19 protein-coding genes are annotated in these 21,042 nt (G+C 70.6%); 1 reads left to right on the plus strand and 18 read right to left on the minus strand.

The window, feature by feature from the left end:
• Nucleotides 1-4: 4 nt before the first annotated feature.
• The 12 genes from AA0Y20_RS02575 to AA0Y20_RS02630 all read right to left on the minus strand — a co-directional run bounded on the left by AA0Y20_RS02575 (nucleotide 5) and on the right by AA0Y20_RS02630 (nucleotide 12,290).
• Nucleotides 5-826 carry an ABC transporter permease gene (locus tag AA0Y20_RS02575; RefSeq protein ID WP_412937209.1) on the minus strand — a complete coding sequence of 274 codons (822 nt, stop codon included), beginning with the start codon at nucleotides 824-826 and terminating at the stop codon, nucleotides 5-7.
• Entirely contained in the window at nucleotides 823-1,581 is a 759-nt protein-coding gene (locus AA0Y20_RS02580; protein ID WP_412937211.1) for an ABC transporter ATP-binding protein, read from the minus strand. The genes AA0Y20_RS02575 and AA0Y20_RS02580 overlap by 4 nt, the downstream gene beginning before the upstream one ends.
• The gene (locus AA0Y20_RS02585) at nucleotides 1,578-2,915 is read right to left on the minus strand and encodes an amidohydrolase family protein (protein ID WP_412937213.1); all 1,338 of its coding nucleotides are present in this window, start codon (nucleotides 2,913-2,915) and stop codon (nucleotides 1,578-1,580) included. Before AA0Y20_RS02585 ends, AA0Y20_RS02580 begins: the two co-directional genes overlap by 4 nt.
• Entirely contained in the window at nucleotides 2,912-4,003 is a 1,092-nt protein-coding gene (locus tag AA0Y20_RS02590) for an ABC transporter substrate-binding protein (RefSeq protein ID WP_412937215.1), read from the minus strand. Before AA0Y20_RS02590 ends, AA0Y20_RS02585 begins: the two co-directional genes overlap by 4 nt.
• A 161-nt stretch (nucleotides 4,004-4,164) precedes the next feature.
• Nucleotides 4,165-4,731: a helix-turn-helix domain-containing protein gene (locus AA0Y20_RS02595; RefSeq protein ID WP_412937217.1), complete on the minus strand. Its 567-nt coding sequence runs from the start codon at nucleotides 4,729-4,731 to the stop codon at nucleotides 4,165-4,167.
• 179 nt (nucleotides 4,732-4,910) lie between these two features.
• Nucleotides 4,911-5,657, minus strand: a complete 747-nt coding sequence (locus tag AA0Y20_RS02600) for an SDR family oxidoreductase (RefSeq protein WP_412937219.1) — start codon at nucleotides 5,655-5,657, stop codon at nucleotides 4,911-4,913.
• Nucleotides 5,654-6,448: an SDR family NAD(P)-dependent oxidoreductase gene (locus AA0Y20_RS02605; RefSeq protein WP_412937221.1), complete on the minus strand. Its 795-nt coding sequence runs from the start codon at nucleotides 6,446-6,448 to the stop codon at nucleotides 5,654-5,656. Before AA0Y20_RS02605 ends, AA0Y20_RS02600 begins: the two co-directional genes overlap by 4 nt.
• A gap of 27 nt (nucleotides 6,449-6,475) precedes the next feature.
• Nucleotides 6,476-7,099 (minus strand): hypothetical protein, encoded by a 624-nt coding sequence (locus AA0Y20_RS02610; protein ID WP_412937223.1) that lies wholly within the window; start codon nucleotides 7,097-7,099, stop codon nucleotides 6,476-6,478.
• Nucleotides 7,096-8,019, minus strand: coding sequence for a carbohydrate ABC transporter permease (locus AA0Y20_RS02615; protein ID WP_412937225.1), 924 nt, complete (start codon nucleotides 8,017-8,019; stop codon nucleotides 7,096-7,098). The genes AA0Y20_RS02610 and AA0Y20_RS02615 overlap by 4 nt, the downstream gene beginning before the upstream one ends.
• Entirely contained in the window at nucleotides 8,016-8,957 is a 942-nt protein-coding gene (locus AA0Y20_RS02620; protein ID WP_412937226.1) for a carbohydrate ABC transporter permease, read from the minus strand. The genes AA0Y20_RS02615 and AA0Y20_RS02620 overlap by 4 nt, the downstream gene beginning before the upstream one ends.
• A 61-nt stretch (nucleotides 8,958-9,018) precedes the next feature.
• On the minus strand, nucleotides 9,019-10,329 hold the full coding sequence (locus AA0Y20_RS02625; RefSeq protein WP_412937228.1) for an ABC transporter substrate-binding protein: 1,311 nt from the start codon (nucleotides 10,327-10,329) through the stop codon (nucleotides 9,019-9,021).
• Nucleotides 10,330-10,406: 77 nt separating this feature from the next.
• Nucleotides 10,407-12,290, minus strand: coding sequence for a glycoside hydrolase family 2 protein (locus tag AA0Y20_RS02630; RefSeq protein WP_412937230.1), 1,884 nt, complete (start codon nucleotides 12,288-12,290; stop codon nucleotides 10,407-10,409).
• A gap of 133 nt (nucleotides 12,291-12,423) precedes the next feature.
• Between AA0Y20_RS02630 and AA0Y20_RS02635 the strand changes: the two genes are divergently transcribed.
• Complete coding sequence (locus tag AA0Y20_RS02635; protein WP_412937232.1) at nucleotides 12,424-13,416, plus strand: LacI family DNA-binding transcriptional regulator; 993 nt, start codon at nucleotides 12,424-12,426, stop codon at nucleotides 13,414-13,416.
• Nucleotides 13,417-13,504: 88 nt separating this feature from the next.
• Here AA0Y20_RS02635 and AA0Y20_RS02640 read toward each other — a convergent pair whose 3' ends face one another.
• The 6 genes from AA0Y20_RS02640 to AA0Y20_RS02665 are packed head-to-tail and all read right to left on the minus strand — an operon-like array spanning nucleotide 13,505 to nucleotide 20,978.
• Nucleotides 13,505-14,365 carry an HpcH/HpaI aldolase/citrate lyase family protein gene (locus AA0Y20_RS02640; RefSeq protein ID WP_412937234.1) on the minus strand — a complete coding sequence of 287 codons (861 nt, stop codon included), beginning with the start codon at nucleotides 14,363-14,365 and terminating at the stop codon, nucleotides 13,505-13,507.
• A complete protein-coding gene (locus tag AA0Y20_RS02645) occupies nucleotides 14,362-15,549 on the minus strand; it encodes a CaiB/BaiF CoA transferase family protein (RefSeq protein WP_412937235.1) in 1,188 nt (395 codons plus the stop codon). Before AA0Y20_RS02645 ends, AA0Y20_RS02640 begins: the two co-directional genes overlap by 4 nt.
• Nucleotides 15,546-17,516 (minus strand): SUMF1/EgtB/PvdO family nonheme iron enzyme, encoded by a 1,971-nt coding sequence (locus tag AA0Y20_RS02650; protein ID WP_412937237.1) that lies wholly within the window; start codon nucleotides 17,514-17,516, stop codon nucleotides 15,546-15,548. The genes AA0Y20_RS02645 and AA0Y20_RS02650 overlap by 4 nt, the downstream gene beginning before the upstream one ends.
• A complete protein-coding gene (locus tag AA0Y20_RS02655) occupies nucleotides 17,513-18,445 on the minus strand; it encodes a ribokinase (protein WP_412937238.1) in 933 nt (310 codons plus the stop codon). The genes AA0Y20_RS02650 and AA0Y20_RS02655 overlap by 4 nt, the downstream gene beginning before the upstream one ends.
• Nucleotides 18,442-19,812 (minus strand): ADP-ribosylglycohydrolase family protein, encoded by a 1,371-nt coding sequence (locus tag AA0Y20_RS02660; RefSeq protein ID WP_412937239.1) that lies wholly within the window; start codon nucleotides 19,810-19,812, stop codon nucleotides 18,442-18,444. The genes AA0Y20_RS02655 and AA0Y20_RS02660 overlap by 4 nt, the downstream gene beginning before the upstream one ends.
• Nucleotides 19,809-20,978, minus strand: a complete 1,170-nt coding sequence (locus AA0Y20_RS02665; RefSeq protein WP_412937240.1) for an ADP-ribosylglycohydrolase family protein — start codon at nucleotides 20,976-20,978, stop codon at nucleotides 19,809-19,811. Before AA0Y20_RS02665 ends, AA0Y20_RS02660 begins: the two co-directional genes overlap by 4 nt.
• Between the last annotated feature and the right edge of the window lie 64 nt (nucleotides 20,979-21,042).

Below are 21,042 nucleotides of genomic sequence, written 5' to 3' on the forward strand. Positions count from 1 at the left end.
GCGCTCAGCGCGCCGTCATTTCCCAGCGGATGACCACGCGGCGGAGGATCCGCACGACGAGGTTCAGGACGATGCCGAGCACCGACAGGATGATGAGCAGCGCGAAGACCGCCGCCGTCTCCATGCGGCCCTGGGCCTGCAGGATCAGCACACCGAGGCCCTTCTGCGCACCGACGAACTCCGCGACGATCGCGCCGATCATCGAGTTGGCGACGGCGAGCTCGAGCCCCGAGAAGATCTGCGGCAGCGCGGCGGGCAGCATCAGGCGCGTCTGGATCTGCAGCGGCTTCGCGCCGTTCACGCGGAACAGGTCGACCTGGTCGCGGTCGACGCCGCGGAAGCCGTGCAGCGCGTTGACGAGCATCGGGAAGAACGCCAGCAGCACGACCACGACGACCTTCGACGGCATCCCGAAGCCGAACCAGATGATGAACAGCGGGGCCACCGCGACCTTCGGGATCGACTCGATCGAGACGATGTAGGGGAACACCACGGCGTAGACCGTCGGGAACTGCGCGAGCACGATCGCGAGCACGAGGCCGGCGACCACCCCGATCCCGAGGCCCGTGAGCACGATCGACATCGTGGATGCGGTGTTCTCGAGGTAGCGCGGGAAGGCGTTCGGGTCGAACAGCGCCTTCAGCACGTCGCTCAGCGGCGGCACGACGTAGACCGGGGTGTTGGTCCAGCCGGGAACGAACTGCCAGGCGAGCAAGAGGACGCCCAGCAGCGCCAGCGACGCGATGACCCGCTTCGCGGGCGTGTTCACGACGCGTCGCGTGACGACCCGGGTCGTGACGGGGCGGGTCCGGACGGAAGTGGTCATGCGTTCACCTCGAAATGACGACGGATGTGGGCGGTGAGGGCCGCGAACTCGGGATCGCCGAGCAGCTCGGGGGTGCGCGTCTTGCCGAACGGGATGTCGATGATCTCGGCGATCCGTCCCGGCCGCGGGGTCATGACGACGACGCGCTCGGCGAGGAAGACCGCTTCACTGATGCTGTGCGTGATGAGCACGGCGGTCGTGCCGGTCTCGCGCCAGATGCGGTTGACCTCGACGTTCAGGGCGTCGCGGGTCATCGCGTCCAGCGCCCCGAAGGGCTCGTCCATCAGCAGCACGGCGGGGTCGTGCACCAGCGCCCGGCAGATCGCCGCGCGCTGCTGCATCCCTCCCGACAGCTCGTGCGGGTGCTTGGTGGTGAAGTCCTCGAGACCCACCATCGTCAGCAGCGTGCGTGCGTGCGTGCGGTCGGCCGCCGTCACCCGCCGGCGCAGGCTGAGCGGCAGCAGCACGTTGTCGAGGATGTTCAGCCACGGCAGCAGGGTCGCCTTCTGGAACACCATGCCGGCCTCGCCGCGCGGGGCGCCGATCGGCACATCGGCGATCGTGGCCGTGCCGGCGGTGTGCCCCTCGAGCCCGGCGAGGATGCGGAGCAGGGTCGTCTTGCCGCATCCGCTCGGCCCCAGGACCGAGACGAACTCGCCCTCGGCGATCCCGAGGTCGACGTGAGAGAGCGCCGTCACGTCGCCCGTGCGGGTCTGGTAGGTCTTCGAGAGGTCGGAGATCTCGATCAGGCTCATGGCTTCTCCAGTCCGTAGACGCGGCAGAGGTTCTCGTTGAGCACGCGCGAGGCGAGCCACTCGGCCTGCGACGTGGTCCACAGGCGATCGGCGACCCCGGCGGTGAGCGCCCGGTCGAGCGCGAGCCGGCCGCGGGCGGTCGAGGCAACGTGGAACTCGGGCTGTCCCGTGTCGGTGCCGAACATCACGCGGTCGGCGGGAAGCAGCTCGAGCCACTCCTGCAGCATCCGTTCGAGGGCGTGGTGGTGGAGGTACGGCATCCACGAGTAGTCGAGGAAGACGTTGCCGTGCGCCTGGCTGAGCGCCGGGAGCAGCGACGTGTACGGGTAGCCGCCGTGGATGAGGATGATGCGCAGCCGGTTGAGCGCCGGATCCGACAGCAGGGGCTCGAGGTGCCGCGGGTCGGCGCCGCTGAGCAGCAGCCCCGGCTCGGCGTGGCCCATGCCGGTGTGGATCTGCACCGGCAGCTCGCGCTGCACCGCGAGCTCGGCGATCGCGAACACGAGGTAGTCGGCGAGCGCCGTGTACGCGGGCGTCTCGAGCGACGCCGGGTCGGACCGTAGTGCGGCGTAGGCCGCCTCGGCCTCGTCGCGCGAGCGACGCCGGAAGTCGAGCGACCGCACGTACGCCGACGCGATCTTGAGGCCGACGAAGCCCGACTCCTGGCGACGGATGATCGAGTCCTGCACGAAGGCGACGTACTCGCCCAGCGTCGCCGGCGGGGCATCGAGGCCCGCCGTCTCGAGCAGCCCGGCGAGCACCGTGGCGAACACCCGCCGGAAGCGCGGCGTGTCGGAGCCGCGGCGGCGGAAGGCGGGGTGACCGAACGGGTACAGGTAGGGGTCGATGCGGCCGATCGGCTTGTAGCGCTCGTGGGGCCACGCCTCGGCGTCGATCCACGGCAGGTCGGTCAGCACCGCGGCCGTGCCCGAGATGTCGAGCGCCTCGCCGTACAGACCCGCGAAGTCGGCTCGTCGCCGATCGCGGCTGATCCACACGATCTCGTCGTGACCCAGGTCGCCGTAGAGCGCGCGACTGCCCTCCACGAGCGATACGCCGTGCACGCTCGTCGACTGGAATCGGATGCTCTCGTCGAAGAGCTTCTCGATGCCGTGGGCCGCGTCGAGCCGTGCGAGCTCGTCGCGGTCGCCTCGTCCACGGGCGGCGACGAACTCGTCGAACACGCCGACGGGGAGGTTGGCCTCGACATGGCCGGCCGCGTTCTCGCGTTCGAGCGCATCGATGCCTTCGAGCTCCTCACCGGGCCGGACATAGCCGGCGTGGGAGTGGTGGTCGATCGCCGGGACGCCGTCGGTGTAGGTGAGGGAGGTCATTCGGCGCTCCAGTTCTGAGCCTCGGCGACGACGGCATCCGCGTCGAAGTCGTTGTACGCCTCGACGAAGGTGTTCGGGGCGGCCGCGACCGTGTCGACCTCGGAGTCGATGATTCCCGAATCGAGCGCGAAGGTGCCCCACGCGGCGAGAGCCGACTCGCTGTACGCGCCCCACGACGCGGTGTCCTGCGGGTCGTCGGCGGTGAGCAGCTCGAGGCGGCGGTTCAGCGCGACGAGGTCGATCGCCAGCTGGTCGTCGATCGAGTTGCCGGCGACGAGCGTGTCGGGGTACTCCTCGTACATGATCCGCAGGGCGGCCTCGGGGTTCGTCGCGGTGAAGAGCGTGGCCTTGGCCATCGCCCGGCCGAAGGCCTCGATCGTCTCGGCGTTGTCGGCCGCGTAGTCGCTGCTCGTGAAGTAGGTCGTCGAGAAGAGCGATGCGGCTTCGTCGGTGGTGAAGTAGCGCAGCGGGGTGCCCTGGGCCTCGAACGCGGCGTACTCGGTGTCCCACAGCGACAGCGCGTCGACCTGGCCGGTCGCGAGCGCCTGCAGCGCGGCGGCGCCCGTCCCGACCGCGAGGTGGCTGTAATCCACGTCGGGCGTGAGGTCGGCCGACGCGAGGATGCCCTCGGACAGCAGCATGTTCGACGTGCCCAGGCTGCTCTGGCCGATGACGGCACCCTCGAAGTCGCCGAGCGAGGTGATGGGGCTGTCGTCGAGGACGGCGAGCGATCCGGTCTGCTTGCGGATGTAGTTGTAGACCAGCTGCAGCTGGCTGCCCTTCGTCATCGCCTGCCAGATCGGCTCGGGCGGGGTGCTCCCGATGTCGAGCGAACCGGAGTCGATGCCCTGAACGATCGAGGTGGAATCGCCCGTCACGACGATGTCGACCTTCAGCCCCTCCTCCTCGAAGTAGCCCATCGCCTGGGCGACGGCCATGGGCGAGTTGTTCGCGCCCATGTTCGTGGGGATGCCGAACTCGACGGTGGTCGTGCCGTCGGCGGAGCCGGCGTCGTCACCGGCGCAGCCGGCGAGCGTGAGAGCGAGGGCGGCGGTCACGGTGACCGCCGCGGTACGGGTGAACTTCATGGTGTCTCCTAGCGCGGGTGGTGCACGGATCGGGGGCGATCCGGCGATGGGGTGGAGCTCAGGGACAGTGGTGCGATGCCTGCACGCAGGCGTTTTCGGCATGGCCGAACACCGGTGCCGTCCGTCGGGAGCAGGACGGCACCGGAAGCTGAGGGACGGGGTCAGTCCGTCCGGGGCGGATTCTCCGAGGGTGGCGTCACGACCCAGAGGGCCTCGCCCACCGCATCGCCGACGTTGACGATGCTGTGCGGCGTGGAGGTGCGGTAGTCGATGCTGTCGCCGGCGGTGAGCTCGAACTCCTGATCGCCGAGCCGGAACCGGAAGTCGCCGCGGAGGATGACGCACACCTCCTGCGAATCGCCGTGCGTGTAGCTGTCGCTTCCCTCACCGTGGCCGGGCTCGTACTCCGACACGAGCACCTCGACGTTGCCGAGCGGGGGCTGCGTGATGCGGAAGTGCCGCACGTCGTTGCCGGCGGCCAGCATGGGGCGCTCCTCCTTGCGGAGCATCGTGCCGAGGGTCGGCTGAGCGCTGAAGAGCTCGGTCCACGGGATGCTGAACGCCCCGGCGATCCGGCGGACGACATCGAGGCTCGTGTTGGCCTGACCGTTCTCGATCTGGCTCACGTAGCCGGCGCTGATCGATGCGCGCCGCGCGAGCTCGCGCGTCGACATCTTGCGCAGGGCGCGCAGTTCCCGCACGCGGGGGCCGAGATTCGCGTCGTCCATCGCACTCCTGGGGTGTCGGTAATCACTCTGATCGGTGTCAGTAAGCAGAGCGTATACCGGGCGACCGCGCCGGAAATTGCTGGTGTGTTTCGTGTGTGTAACCGAGTTCCGGGCGCACCCGGGGTGCGCATCTGCACGGTCCGGAGCCCCCACACCGTGCAGATGCGCACCCTCGCGGCTCAGGGGCGCACGACCGGGCTGATCACCAACTCGTCGATGCGCACGTGCGGGGGCGCATCGACGACGAAGCGCACCGTGCGGCCGATGTCATCGGGAGTCAGCATCCGCTCGCGTGCTTCGGCATCGGGAACCTCGGGACGCAGACGCAGGAACTCCGTGTCGACGTCGCCCGGGCACAGGTGACAGACGCGGATGCCGGCGGCAGCCTCCTGCGCGTTCAGGGTCTCGCAGACCGACGCGAGCGCGCGCTTGCTGGCGCTGTATGCGACACCCGCGACGGGAGAGAAGCGCCAGGCCGCGAACGACGACACCACGACCACACAGGCCGAACCCGACGACCGGAGCGCCGGCAACGCCGCGTCGATCACATGGATGACGCCGAGGAGGTTCGTGTCGATGACCTGCTCGACCTCGCCGACCGACTGCGTGCCCCACGTCCGCCGCGGCGAGTTCAGACCCGCGGCCAGGACGAGGTCGTCGATACGCCCCCATCGCCCGCGGATCTCGTCGCGCGCCGCGCTCACCGCGCCCGCGTCACCGGTGTCGAACGGCAGGACGATCGCCTCGCCGCCCGCCGCCGCCACATCGCGCGCGGTCTCGGCCAGCATCTCCGGACGCCGTCCGCTGAGCGCGAGGCGTCGATCGGGGGCCAGGGCCAGTGCGGCCGCGCGGCCCATCCCGCTGCCGGCACCGGTGATCCACGCGACGCGCCGCTCGGCGGCGCTGGAGGCGGGGGCCCCGGTCATGACCGCGCCGCCATCTCGTACGCGCGCTGCGGGAACTGGGTCGCGAACTTGCCGCCGCTCACATCGAGCAACGTGCCCGTGACGTAGCGCGAGGCATCGCTTGCGAGGAAGCACACGGCGTCCGCCACCTCGCGCGGGTCACCCCAGCGGCGCAACGTGAGCGTGTCGAGCAATCGGCCCTGCTCGTCGTGCGGCTTGTCCGCGAATCCGTTCATGTCGGTCGGGATCATCCCGGGGGCGTACGCGTTCGCGGTGATCCCCCACGGCCCCAGCTCGCCGGCGAGGGTTCTCGTGAACTGGACGACAGCGGCCTTGGATGCCGCATAGGCCGCACCGCCGACACTCGGGATGATGGCGGCGAACGAGGCGGCGTTGACGATGCGTCCGCCACCCTGCCGCTTCATCGCGGGGATGACCGCCTGGCAGGTCCGGAACGTTCCCGTGACGTTGACGTCGAAGACGCGGTTCCACGTCTCGGCGTCGGCATCCTCGATGAGACCGTCACCCAGGATGCCGGCGTTGTTGACCAGCACGTCGACGCGGCCGAACCGGGTCAGCGCGGCATCCACGGCCTGCCGCACCGAGTCGGACGAACGCACGTCGCACGCCACGGAAGCGCCGTCGAGGCCGGCGGCGCGGCGTGCGTCATCCGCCCAGCCGACCGCGTCCTCGGCGATGTCCGTCGCGACGACCACGGCGCGCTCACGCATGAACGTCTCGGCGATGGCGCGGCCGATGCCGCGGCCCGCGCCGGTGACGACGACGACCTTGCCGTCGAGATCCCACTGCATCGTGCTCTCCTCCGATCGGAGCCGCACCTACGCGGCTCTCCTCGATGATGTCGCAGCGCGGCGGCGTTCTGCAGCGACGAGCGACACGACGACGAGCCCCGGCGCGATCACGATGAGCGGCGGCAGCATCCAGACGACCGTGGCCCCCACACCGATCCCCACCAGCACCAGCGACGTTCCGACCGGGTCGTCGATCGTGACCGCGCGTCCCTCTCGCCAGAGGTCGCTCCACCGTGCGCCCGGTGTCCACAGCGCCGCGGTCCGCAGCATCGCGACGAGCACGACCACCGCCAGCCCGCCGCTGATGACCGCGAACGTCACCCCTCCGGGAAGTGCGCCCAGCGCCGCGCCGACCGCGTTCAAGACGAGGAGCGCGATGACGGCGGCGCAGGCCGTGCCGAACCACCAGCCCGAGCGCACCGCCTGGAGCCCTCGGACGGCGAAGAGCCGGATCGAGTCGGGCTCGTCGTCGAGGTGAGCGCGGAAGTGCCGCACCCCCGCACCGAAGGCCGGAGCGAGCGTCACGAGCGGCAGCGAGAGGAGCGTCACCCCGATGCCGACCACGAACATCTCGCCGAGCCCCGCGACACCCGAGCCGCCGAAGACCGCGCGGCTCTCGGGCGATCCGCCTGCTTTGCGCGCGGACGTCATCCCTTGAGCCCCTCCGTCGCGACGCCCGCCACCAGGTACCGCTGGAAGGCGAGGAAGAAGAGGACCACCGGCACCAGCGCGAGGATCGCCATCGCCATCTGCGCGCCGTAGTCGCTCGTCGACGTCTGATCGACGTAGAGGCGCAGCGCCAGCGGCATGGTGTACATGCCCGGGTCCTTCAGGTAGAGCAGCGGACCGAAGAAGTCGTTCCACGACCAGATGAACGCGAAGATCGAGCTCGTGACCAGGGCGGGCCGCATGAGCGGCAGGATGACGGCCGTGAACGTGCGGGCGTGACCGGCTCCGTCGATGCGGGCGGCCTCGTCGAGATCGCGCGGCAGACCGCGGATGAACTGGATCATGAGGAACACGAAGAAGGCGTCGGCCGCGAGGAACTTGCCGAGCAGCAGCGGCCAGTACGTGTTGATCATGTCGAGCTGGTTGAACACGATGTACTGCGGAATGATCACGACGTGGAACGGCAGGAGCATCGTCGCGATCATGCACAGGAAGAACACCTTGCTGCCGCGGAACCGGATGCGGGCGAACGCGTACGCCGTGACCGAGCACGAGAGCACGACGCCGACGACCGATGCGACCGCGAGGACGAGCGAGTTCACGACGAACGTCCAGAACGAGACTCCCCCGATCCCGGCGAACGCTGTGGCGTAGTTGTCGAGTGAGAAGGTCTCCGGCACGAGACTCACCGAGCCGATGATCTCGTTGCCCGGCTTGAACGACGACATGACCATCCACGCCGCCGGGTAGAGGATGACGACGACCACGGCGATCGCGAGCACATGGAAGACCACTGCGCTCCCCCGCGTGCGCCAACCCCGCCCTCCCGCATCGCCGCGACCGTGTCGCCGCGACGACGGGTCGGTCGTGATGAGCTCCGTCTGAGTGATGGTGTTCGTCATCGTTCGTCCCCCGCATAGTGAACCCACGCCCGCGATGTGCGGAACAGCATGAGCGTGACCAGCCCGACGGCGATCACGAGCACCCAGGCCATCGCCGAGGCGTAACCCATCTGGAAATCGCGGAAGCCCCGCAGGTAGAGGTAGAGCGTGTAGAAGAGCGTCGACCCGGCCGGACCGCCGCTGCCGTTGGAGATGATGTAGGCCGAGTTGAACACCTGGAAGGCGTGGATCGTCTCGAGGAGCAGGTTGAAGAACAGCACCGGCGACAGCATCGGGATCGTGATCGAGAGGAATCGGCGCACGGGTCCCGCGCCGTCGACGGAGGCGGCCTCGTACAGCTCGGGCGGCACCTGCTTCAGCCCCGCGAGGAAGATCACCATCGGCGCGCCGAACTGCCACACCGTCAGCAGGATGAGCAGGGGGAGCGTCCGTGCCGGGTCGCCGACCCACCCGCCCTCGGACGCCGGCGGTCCGCCGAAGAACGAACCGATCTGCGCGACGATGCCGTCGTCGATGAACATCGCCTTCCACACGATCGCGATCGAGACGCTGCCGCCGATCAGCGAAGGCAGGTAGAACGCCGACCGGTAGAACCCCTGGCCGCGCCGCGGCGCGTTCAGCAGCAGCGCGACTCCGAGCGCTGCGGCGAGCTTCAGCGGGGTGCCGACCAGCACGTAGATGCCGGTCACCTTCACCGCCTGCAGGAAGTTCGGGTCGGAGAACATGCGCGTGTAGTTGTCGACCCCGATGAACTCGGGATCGTTGAACAGGTTGTAGTCCGTGAACGACAGCACGAGCGAGGCGACCATCGGGCCCGCGGTCAGGGCGAAGAACCCGACGAGCCACGGGCTCAGGAAGAGATAGCCGGCGCGCGTCTCGCGCCGAGCCCGCACGGTCGAGCCCGCACGAACCGGGACGACGGCTGCAGGAGCAGTCATGGCTTGTTCCTTTCTCCTGCGAACCGGCGCCTCGGCCGTGCGGCAGGGTCGTGCGGAGCGGTCAGGAGCCGAGGACCAACGAGATCTCGGAGAACAGCTCCTGTGCGAACTGCTTCGTGGTCAGGTCGCCGTAGCGCAGCTGCTCGTGCAGCTCTCCCCACTTGGCCTCGATGGTGCCGTAGCCCGCGGGCAGGATCGGGTAGCTCGCGGTCAGCTCGTCGTCGATCGACGCGAGGTAGTCGAGGTTGACGGTGTCGGCGGCGGTCTGATCGATCGCGTCGCGCCCGGCCTCCGTGGGCGGGGTGCCGAGCGAGGTGCCGAAGATCTCGGCGACCTCGGGCGAGGTGGTGAGGAAGTCCACGAAGGCGGCAGCGGCCTGCTGCTGGTCGGAGTTCTTCGCCACGCTCAGCAGCATGCTCGGCTTCGGGGCGAGAACGTGCTCGTCCTGGCCCTTCTCGAGCGGCGGCTGCACCATGCCGATGTTCTCGGTGCCGGCATCCGTCATGCCCTGCAGCACCGTCGTCGAGAAGTTGAACCAGATCGCGGTCTCGCCGGCCAGGAAGCCACCGCTGGGCGAGAGGGCCACACTGCGCTCGACGGGGTAGAAGTCGCCGTCCTCGCGGAGGTCGGCGGCGGAGTCGAGGTACTCGATCACATCGTTCTCGTCGAACGCGGGCGCGCCGTTCTCCTCGAAGACCGGGCTGCCGTCCTGCATGAGGTGGTAGATGAAGTTCGGGAGGCCGCCCGTGTAGTCCTCCGCCCCGTAGATCCGGGGTTCGGATGACGCTCCCGCCGCGTTGACCTCGAGGACGAAGTCGTTGAACTCGTCCCAGGTCATGTCGTCGGTCGGATAGTCGATGCCGAACGAGTCGAGGATGTCCTTGTTGTACATCATCGACCAGGCGTTCGTGCCCAGCGGAACGCCGACGAGCTCGTCGTCGACCGTGCCGGATCCCAGTACCTGGTCGTTGATGCCCTCGAGCGGCAGCAGCGAGTCGCGATAGGGCGAGAGATCGGCGAGCAGACCCTTGCTGGCGTATTCGCCGAGGTAGCCGGCATCCATCATCACGACGTCGGGAAGCGACTTCCCCGCCGCCTCGGTGTTGCGCGCGGTCCAGTAGTCGCCCCAGGCGTTGAAGTTCCGCACGACCTCGACGTTGGGGTACTGCTCGTTGAAGAGCGCCACGACCTCTTCGAAGCGAGCGGCACGGTCTTCGTTGCCCCACCACGAGAAGCTGATCTTGGCTGCGGTCTCGTCGTCGAACGTGATCTCCTCGGGGGCGGCGCTCGAGCCGCCTCCCGCGCCGCAGCCGGCGAGCAGAAGAGCGGCGGCTCCGACGAGGGCGAGCGATGCGGGCAGTCTCTTGAACATGTTTTCTCCTCATTGAGCGGGCATGAGCCCGGGGTGTCGGTGTCGGTGTCGGTGGCCGGTCGAGAGCCGGCGGGGGTTCAGTCGGTATCGGTCCCGCGAACGAGGGACCGGATGGTCTCGACGGGCAGCTTGGGCTCGCGCGCCTCGGTGAGCAGGCCGTTCCGCTCCTGCATGGTGTCGGTGAGCTGGGTCCAGCACCAGCCGGCGAGACCGTCGGGTCGGCCGCCGGTGCCCCGTGTGCCCGACTGCACCGCACCGAGGATGGCCGCGACCATCCGGCCGTACTCGTCGGCGCCGCGCGCCTCGGAGTAGCCCCAGGAGTCGTCGGGGCTCGCATCGGCCGCCCACTTCACGCCGCCGAACTCGGTGAGCATGACCGGCTGTCCGCTGTCGGACGTCCCCGGCAGTCGTACGCGGCGACCGGCCGGGCCGATGCCCGAGACGATGCCGCGCAGCGCCTCGTCGTCGACGTCGTAGCGGCGAGCGAGGACGCCGCCGTCCGCCTCGTAGTCGTGCAGGGTCCACAGGTCGGAGGTGCCGAGCTCCCACCCGTCGTTGGAGATGACGGGCCGGGTGGGGTCTAGGGCCTTGGTCAGGTGGAACAGCGCTTCCGCGAAGGCCCGCTGATCGGCGCGCGAGGCGATGTGCTGCACGCCCCAGCTCTCGTTGAGCGGCACCCACGTGATGATGCTGGGATGCGCGCGATCGCGCAGGACGGCCTCCGTCCACTCCGTCGTCGTCCGCTGCACGGCTCGCTCGTCGAACGTGTACGTCGCGGCCATCTCACCCCACACCAGGAGCCCGAGCCGGTCCGCCCAGTACAGGAAGCGGTCATCCTCGACCTTCTGGTGAACACGCACCGCGTTGAAGCCGAGCTCGGTGATCAGCTCGGCCTCGCGTCGCAGCGCGTCGGGCGACGGCGCGGCGAGGTGCGACTCGGGCCAGTATCCCTGGCTGAGAACGGACCGCAGGGTCACGGGCCGATCGTTCAGCAACAGCGCACCACGGTCCCATGAGACGCTGCGCAGCCCGAGGTAGCTCGCCACGGCATCCCGGCGTCCGTCGTCGTCGGTCACGTCGATCCAGGCGTCGAGCAGCGTGGGCCGGTCGGGGCTCCAAAGGAGACGTTCGTAGTTCTGGCCGTTTCGCTGTCCGTCGAGAGCGATCGTCAGCGTCGCTCGCGTGCCGCTCGTCCGCATCGTCGCGGCGGCGAGCTCCCGGCCCTCGTGCGCGATGCGAACGCTCGCGCTCGCGGCCCCGGGCCGGCTGAGTCGCAGCTCGAGCGTCACCGTCCCGTCGGTGAGGTCGCTCGTCCAGTTGAGCCCGGTGATGTGCTGCGGGGCGACGCACTCGAGCCACACCGACTGCCAGATCCCGGTCGTGCGGTGGTACCAGATCGAGTGGGGCTGTTCCTCCCAGTCCTGCTTGCCCCGAGGCTGCGCGAGGTCGTGCGGATCGTCCTCGGCGCGGACGACGACGACGTGCTCGCGCGCGTCGGGGTCGAGCGCGTCGGTGATGTCGACGGCGAACGGGGTGTGCCCGCCCTCGTGCCGTCCGACCAGCTGACCGTCGACCCAGACGGCGGCCCGATAGTCGACGGCACCGAAACGGAGGACGGCTCGACTCTGCGGCTGGTGGCCGGCGGCGGCGAGGTCGGCGTCGGACAGCGTGCGGCGGTACCAGACGATCGGGTGGAACCCTGTCTCGCCGACCTCGGAGGCCGGCGACTCGGGCGGGAACGGCACGAGGATGCTGCCGCCCAGCTGCCGGCCGTCGAACCACCGGTCTGCGACACCGCGATCTTCGTCGTCGTGAGCGAACCCCCACACTCCGTCGAGCAGCAGGAACGAGTCCCGCACGAGCTGCGGGCGCGGCCGCGCCGGTTCCAGCGTGCTCGCACGCGTCGTGTCGGGCTGTCGACCGGCATCCTGCTCCACTGCGATGACTCCCTCTGCCGGCATCGATGCCGGCGTCGTCGTTGATCCGCCCGTGGACGGCGCGGAAACCGCTTTCCGTTCCACGTTGAACTACACGATAGTTCCACGCTGAACTAGAGTCAACAGCGACCCTCCGAGCCGGTCGACAGGAGCCCGCATGACCCGTGTGACACTCGCCGACGTCGCCGCCCGCGTCGGCGTGAGCGCGAAGTCCGTCTCCAATGTCGTGAACGGAACGGGATGGGTCGGCGACGAGATGCGGCAGCGCATCCTCGCTGCGATCGACGAGCTCGGATACCGACCGAACCTCGCCGCACGGCAACTGCGGAACGGGCGCAGCGGACTGATCGCGCTCGTCCTCCCCGATCTGCGAGAGCCCTACTTCGCCGAGTTCGCGTCGCAGTTCGTCACCACCGCGCAGACCCGATCACTGACGGTTCTCATCGCGCAGACGGGCGGCGCGCGTGCCGCGGAGCTGGCGATGATGGCGGGCGAGGGCTTCCCCGCCCTCGACGGGATCGTGATGAGCCCGCTCGCCCTCACGGCCGACGATGTGCGCGACCGGCCGAGCAGTCCTCCGCTCGTGCTGATCGGAGAGCAGGCCGAAGAGCTCCTGAACCCCTCCGTGCACCATGTCGGCATCGACAACGTCTCGGCGGCGGCGGCAGCCACCACGCAGCTCATCCAGCAGGGCCGACGGCGCATCGCCGCGGTGGGCGTGCAGGAATCCGGGCCGACCGCCACCTCGCGGCTGCGGTTCGAGGGGTACCGGCGAGCGCTGACCGCAGCGGGCATCGCCGACGACCCCGCGCTCTACGCCGCGGTCGACCAGTTCAACCGCGCCGAAGGCTCGACCGCCGTCGCGCGCCTCATCGCGAGCGGAACCGACTTCGATGCCCTGTTCTGCTTCAGCGACAGCCTCGCCCTCGGCGCGCTGTACACCCTCGGCACGCACGGCGTCTCGGTACCCGATCGTGTGCAGGTCATGGGCTTCGACGACATCGAGGAGGGGCGCTTCCACATCCCCGCGTTCTCGACCGTCGACCACGGTGTCGAGCAGGCGGCGGCGTCGATCCTCGACATCCTGAGCGATGCGACGAGGCAGACCGGCGTGCACCACCAGGTGCCGTACCGCGTCATCACCCGCTGATCCCGGCGCCGCCCTGCGGCGCGGTGGCGAGGGTGCGCATCCGCACGGTCGGAAGCGGCCCGCACCGTGCAGGTGCGCACTCTCGGCGTCAGCGAGACGGAGGCACGGCGGCGAGGATGCGGCGGGCGGCCTTGACCATGGCGATATCGATGAAGGTGCCGTCCTCCAGCACGAACGCGCCCGTGCCGTCCGCGGACGCGGTACGCACCCGCTCGACGATGCGCTGCGCTCGCTCGACCTCGTCCGGACCGGGGGTGAAGGCCCGCCGGATCACCTCGATCTGCCGCGGGTGGATGGCGGTGCGGCCCGCGTAGCCCAGCGCGCGTCCGGCCCGGCAGCTCTGCTCCAACCCGTCGAGGTCGGCGACGTCCGCCCATACCGCCATGAGCGGAAGGGGCAGCCCGGCCGCAGCCGCGGCGTTCACGACCCGCGCGCGCGACCACGCGAGCCCGGGTTCTCCGGCACGACCCGCGGGCACGCCGATCTCCGCTCGCAGGTCAGCCTCACCCACGGCGACCGACGCGACCCCGGCCTGCGCGATCTCGAACGCGCGCTCGATCGCCAGCGCCGACTCGAGCAGCGCATGGACCTCGCGCCCCGGTGCCGCGGCGCGGACCGCCGCGACGTCATCCGCCGACTCGGTCTTGGGAAGACGGATGCCGAAGGCCGCGGGCAGATCCGCCACAGCGGCGACATCCTCGTCGTGTGTCTGCGCACCCCGAGCGTTCACCCGTACCTGCACCGCCGGAGTCGCATGTCCCGCTGCCCCGTGCGACGTCCACGCCACGGCGAACTCGGCGAGCGCCGCCCGCGCCGAGGCCTTGCGCGAGGGCGCCACGGCGTCTTCGAGGTCGACGATGACGGCGTCGGCTTCGGCATCCAGTGCTTTCGCGAAGCGTTCCGGGCGGTCGGCGGGCGCGTACAGCGCGACCATGATCGCCCGTGTCATGCGATCGATCCTTCCGCGCGCATGCGGACGATGTCATCGGCCGTGTAACCGAGCGACGCCAGCACCTCGGCGGTGTCGGCACCGTGGGCTCGGCCGGTGAACGCGATGGTCGACTCGTCACGCGACATCCGGAAGAGCGGTCCCTGCATCGCCATGTCGCCGAGGTCGGGATCATGGATGCGGTGGACCGTGCCGAGTGCCTGGAACTGCGGGTCCGCGACGATGTCCGACGGGTCGTACACAGGGGCGACGGCGGCGTGCGCGGCCTCGAACGCCTCGACGACCTCGTCGCGCGTGCGCTCGGCGATCCAGCTGCCGACGGCCTCGTCGAGCTCGTCGGCGTGCTGCGCCCGGCTCGATCCGCTCACGAACCACGGTTCGGCGGCGAGGTCGGGACGGCCGACGAGGGTCATGACCCGCTCCGCGATCGACTGCGCGCTCGTCGACACGGCGACCCACGAACCGTCGGCCGTGCGGTACGTATTGCGGGGCGCGTTGTTCGCCGATCGGTTGCCGGTGCGGGGCTGCACGGTCGCGAGCTGATCCCAGCGCGTGATCTGCGGGCCGAGCATGGCGAGGATGGGCTCGATGATCGCCACATCGACCACCTGCCCGCGCCCATCTCGCTCGCGGGCGTGCAGAGCGGTCATGATCGCGTAGGCGGTGGCGAGCGAGGCGATGCCGTCGGCGAGTCCGAACGGGGGCAGGGTCGGCGGGCCGTCGGGCTCGCCCGTCGCGGCGGCGAACCCGCTCATCGCCTCGGCGAGCGTGCCGAAGCCCGGACGGCTGCGGTACGGGCCGATCTGACCGAACCCGGTGACACGGGCGAGCACGAGCCCGGGATTCTCCGCCGACAGCTCGTCGTAACCGAGCCCCCAGCGCTCGAGAGTCCCGGGGCGGAAGTTCTCGACGACGACATCCGCGGTGCGGGCGAGGCGCAGGAACGCTTCCCGCCCGTCGCCGGTGTGCAGGTCGATCGCAACGGTCCGCTTGTTGCGGCCCAGCGTCTTCCACCACAGGTTCTGCCCGTCCTTGCTCGGCCCGTGGCCCCGCGCAGGATCGGGCCGGGTCGGATGCTCGACCTTGATGACCTCGGCCCCCATGTCGCCCAGGTGCATCGCGGCCATGGGACCCGCGAACAGCGTCGAGGCGTCGATGACGCGCAGTCCGTCGAGCGGGGTCACGGCCGCTCCTCCCAGCAGACGCGGAATCCGATCGAGGGCGACGCGTCCTGGCCGAGACCGGGCAACAGCAGCTTGAGCGCGAACTCCGGCCGCTGCACACCGCCGTCGACGTACCAGTCCGACCCCTCGCTGCGGTGCGCGCTGCCGCCCTTGAGCATGACGAAACGCGTGCGGCCGTCGGAATGCTCCGACTCCGTCCAGTTCCACACCTCCGGCGCGCGCCGTCCGAACGACGGATCGGATGCCGCGAGCTGCCACTCGTCCTCGGTGGGGAGGCGTCCGCCCGCCCACGCGGCGTACTCACGAGCCCGCGCGAACGTCATACCCGTCGCGGGGCGCTCGGCGTCACGGTCATCCGTGTGCTCGCCGATCGCATCGAGGAACCCCGCGTACTCGGCCTCGGTCACCTCGGACGCCCCGACCCTGACCGGATGCCGCACCTCGACGACGCGTTCGAGCGTGCGCTGATCGTGCAGCCGCGGCGGCAGGGGCTTCCACTCGTCGACGTAGGGTGCACCGTCGTACATCCCGGTCTCGCGCGCGCGGAACCGCACGGTGAGCACGTGCGTTCCCGGAACCACCGTCACCGTAGGCCCGCTCTCGACGCCTGCGGCGCCCGGGCCACGTACCGGCCCGGTCCACGCCGGAGCGGTGAGGCGCCGAGCTCGGCGATGCGGGAAAGAGGCATCCGCCACCGGACGCTCGTCGCGCAGCGCGGCTTTCACCTCAGCCACGACCGCAGGCACGGCGGCATCAGCGCCATCCGCGGCATCCGCAGCCAGCCGCACGACGGCGGCGACGCCGCCAGCCGGCACCGTCACCGACGAGACCTGATCGCCGGGCTCGTGCAGCGGCACCCACCGGCCCCGCGTCTCGAGTCCGAAGTCGACGTCGGCCCCCGACGTGTTGACGAGGCACAGCAGGGTCACGCCGTCGAGCTCGAACGCCGACCCGAAGACCGGTGCGTCGTGCACCGCCAGCGGCGTCCACTCCCCCTCGACGAGCCAGCGGTGCATCCCGCGCTGCACGGGCAGCATCCGCCGCAGGGTCGCGGCATCCCGGTCGTTCCAGCCGACCCAGACGCCGAAGACGACCTCCCACACCATCACGCCGACGCCGTTGAGCCACGCCGACCGCAGCTCTTCGGCATGGTCGCGGTGCCATCGGCGGATGTGGTGCTGCATGTGCCGACGCTCGAACCAGCGTGCGCGCAGCACACCGGGCACGTCCGAGTCGGCGAACCACTGCGCCCACGACAGGGTGTGGTCGGCGATGCGCTCGGTCGCGAGCTTCGACTCGCCTTCGAGCCCGATACCCGGGCGGGCGGCATCGAGGGCCGCGACGAGATCGGGATCGGCCTTGCGCAGCGTGTCGAGGAAGACCCCGTCCGCACCGAGGCGCCGCACCGTGGCGGCGAGCTCGGCCGCATCGCTCCCCGAGCGCCGCGTGCCGACATCCCACGGGTTGTAGTCGACGAAGACGGCCACACCGGCGGCGCGCAGAGCCTCGGCGGCTTCGACGAGACCCGGCACGGCGTAGAAGTCCCACTGGTTGCGGTCGTCGATTCCGATGACGGGATAGGCGTGCCACAGCACGATCCCGTCGAGGCCGCCGAACCGCCGCTGCGCGTCGGCGAGGAAGCGCTCGGGGGTGAAGCGCTGCTCGTCGAAGTCGAAGAACAGCTCATCCCAGAGCCATACCTGGGCGACGGTGAAGCACCGGCTCGCCCACGCCGACTCCGACTGGTCGTACCGGGTCGGCGCGCCGTGACGTTCGCGGGCGCCCTCGCGCCACGCCGTCAGCTGTGCGCGCCACGCCTCCAGGTCGGCGGGATCGGTCGGCGCGACGAAGATCTTCGCGTCGTCGAGGACGACGGCCGCGTCTCCCGACCGGACGTCGACGCCGAGGGGCACCGGCGTCGGGCGGTCGATCTCACGGGGGACGAGGGGGTCGAATCCACCGCTCACGGCTGATTCTCCTTTCGCAGGGCGGCGACCTCGTCGACGGTGGGCACGGCGTCCTGCGCGCCCGGGCGAGTGACGGCCAGAGCGGATGCCGCAGCCCCGGCCTGCGCGGCATCGACGAGCAGATCCAGGTCGATGGCGTCGGGGCGGCGCCCGGAGGCGGCGAGCACCGCAGCCAGCACGCCGCAGAAGGTATCGCCGGCACCCGTCGTGTCGACCGGCGTCACGACATGCGCCGGAACCTCGGCGCGCTGCGCACCGCAGACGACGAGGCATCCGCGAGAGCCCAGTGTGACGACGAGTCCGGGCACCGCACGCGCGAGCGCGGTGACCGCCTCGTCGAGATCGTCGATGCCCGCCGCCTCGAGGGCCTCGTGCTCGTTCACGACCAGCACGTCGGTGGCCGCGAGCAGTGCGTCGCGGGCGGACGCGAAGGGCTCGGACGGCGCGGCGTTCAGCACATGCCAGGCACCTTCGCCCCGGGCACCGGCGGCGTCGCGGACGAGGGCAACCGGGATCTCGAGCTGAGTGAGCAGAACCGACGCCGCCGCGACGACGGCCCGCTGCTCGTCGGTGAGGGCGTCGCGCGCGGCGTTGGCACCGGCGGCGACGACGATCGCGTTCTCGCCCGATGCATCGACCGAGATGAGCGCCGTTCCGGTCACGTCGTCGACCTGCACGACACCCGAGACGTCGATCCCGTCGGCGGCGAGCGCCGAACGCAGGGTCTCGCCCGCGGCATCCGTTCCCACGGCCCCGACGAAGGAGACATCGGCGCCACCGGCTCGGCGGGCGGCGACAGCCTGATTGGCGCCTTTGCCTCCACCGGTCCGGACGAGCGACGACGCGAGCAGCGTCTCGCCCGGAGCCGGGATGCGGTCGACGCGGGCGACGACGTCCTGATTGATGCTGCCGACGACGACGACGCTCACGAGGTTCCCCCCGCGAGGGCGAGCGTCCGCTCGGCGAGCTGGCGGATCGACCGCTGCGGCCCCCCGGGCATCGAGGTCGCGACGCTGTCGCGCAACGGCTCGGTCCAGGCGCCCCCGATGCCCTCGGCCCCGACGAGACCGCCCACCACCGAGCCGACCGTGGCACCGACCGAGTCGGTGTCCCAGCCGCCCGCGACGGCGAGCGCCACGGCGGCGCCGAAGTCACGACCGTGGGCCTGCAGCGCGCACGCGGTGAGCGCGGCGTTGTTCAGTGTGTGCACCCAGTGCATCTCGGCGAACTCCGCGTGCAGGGCGTCGAGTGCACTCGCGGTCGTGAGCTCACCCGCGGCGAGCGCGCGACCGGTCTCGCGCCCGAACCGCACGGCCGCGGCGAGGCGCGACTCCGGCGGCAGGACGGTGTCTGCGGCATCCAGCACGTCGTCCATCGCGTCGGCGACGAGGGATGCCGCGCAGAGGGCGGCCGCCCACATAGCGCCGTACAGGCCGTTGCGGGTGTGACTGAGCCGCGCGTCGATCCACGCCGAATGCGCTGCTGCCCGCACGTCGCCGGGGTGCGCCCACCCGTGCACGTCGGCGCGGATGAGGGCGCCGATCCACTCGCGGAACGGGTTGCGGTGCGTCGCGGTCTCGGGCACCGGGCGGGCGTCGAGGATGTTGCGGTACGCCGCGCGTTCCGCGGTGAACACCCGCCCCGCCGGAAGGGCGGCGAGCCAGGCCTCGGCGATGTGGTCGGTCGTCAGCGCGGAGCCATGCTGCTCGAGCAGGTCGAGCGCGAGGATCGGGAAGTTCAGGTCGTCATCCTCGGGCATCCCCGCGATGTTCTCGACGAGCGAGGTCGGCGCGGAGCGGCGGTTCCACGGCCAGCGCTCGGCCACCTCGGCGGGGAGACCCCGCGCGGTGAAGTAGCCGCGGATCGGCCAGTTGCCGGTGGCTCGCGCGATCTGCTCGATACCCGCGCGGGGGATCTTCTCGACCGGCTTGCCGAGGAGGCAGCCGGCGGACCGCCCCAGCCACGCGCCGTGCACGCGGTCGAACGCGGCGCCGCTGCCGGCGCTCGCGTCGGGCTGCGCAGGAAGCAGCGCCACGATCGCATCCCACTCGTCGGGTTCGGCGACACTCGGGCGCTGCAACGCCTGCAACTCATCGAGCACGCGACGCGCCTCCGCCCGCAGTGCAGGTGGGGCCGGTGTCGCGCTCGCACCCGAGGAAGCGAGCACCGTCGCGCCGCCGGCCTCCGCCCACCGCCGCTCGATCGGGGACAGCTCGTCGTCGGGCACCCCCTGTTCGCGCAGCGCTGCGAACTCGGCGGGGACGAGATCCTCGGGCTGAGCCCAGGTCAGCCTCACGCCCCGGCCCCCACCGACAGCAGCGAAGACAGCGACTCCGCACGGGCCGCGGCGCGCTCGGCATCGGTGCGGGCGACGTCGCGCACGACCTCGACCATCGTCGTGACGACGCCGTCGAGGTCCAGGCGACTCGCAGTGACGACGTCGCGCAGCCACTCCTCGGGAACCGCGGCGCTGCCGTGGAGGCCACCGCAGATCGCACCCGCCATCGTGGCGATCGAGTCGGCGTCACGGCCGTAGTTCACGGCGTCCAGCACGGCAGCGCGGAGGTCGCCGTCGTGAGCGACGACGAAGCCGAGCGCGACGGGGAGCTCTTCGATGGCCTTCGTCCGCGAGGGGAGACGCGCGTCCATGGCCGGGGAACGGTAGGCCTCGCCCACGGTGTCGAAGGGCCGTACCGCTTCGCGTACGACGCGACCGAGCTCGCGCGGATCGTGGGATCCGCCGGCGGCGCGGAAGGCGTCGACGGCCTCGAACACGGCACGGATGGCGGCGGCGGTGCCGTCGTGCGCGACATCCAGAGCCGCCCGTCGAACGTCGTCGACCGTCGCTCCGGGAGTCGCAGATGCCGCGACCGCCGCGGCGAACACACCGGCGGCCTCGCGACCGTACGACCACTGGTGGGCGCCCGCGATGTCGATGGCTTCGGCGTAGGCGCCGCGCGGATCGCCGATGTGGACGAGGCCGACGGGCGCCATGTACATCGTCGCGCCGCAGTTGACGACGTTTCCGACGCCCGCCTCACGGGGGTCGGCGTGGCCGTAGTGCAGCTTCATGACGAGCCACTTCTCGGCGAGGAAGACGCGCTGCAGGATGAGCGCTTCGTCTTCGAGCTCGGGGATCCAGCGGCGCTCGCTCATCATGAGGGGCACGAGATCGCTCGCGACATCGTACGCGTCGAGGTGCCGGCGCTGCTTGGCGTACACCTCGATGAGCGCGTGGGTCATGAGGGTGTCGTCCGTGACGTGCCCGTCGCCCTTGTGGTAGGGCGCGATGGGGCGAGCCGTGCGCCAATCGGGCAGGAAGGGACCGACGATCCCCTCGACACGTCCACCGTGCCGCTCCTCGATCTGCTCAGGGGTCCAGCCCTCCGTCGCACCGCCGAGCGCATCGCCCACGGCGGCTCCCGCCAGTACTGCTGCCACCCGATCGTGCAACACGTCCATTACGTCCCTCTCTTCGTTCGAGCGTGTGAGGCGGGGGCGGATCGGGTCGACCCGCCCCCGCGGA

Source organism: Microbacterium pratiae, assembly GCF_047302165.1.
Taxonomy (GTDB): domain Bacteria; phylum Actinomycetota; class Actinomycetes; order Actinomycetales; family Microbacteriaceae; genus Microbacterium.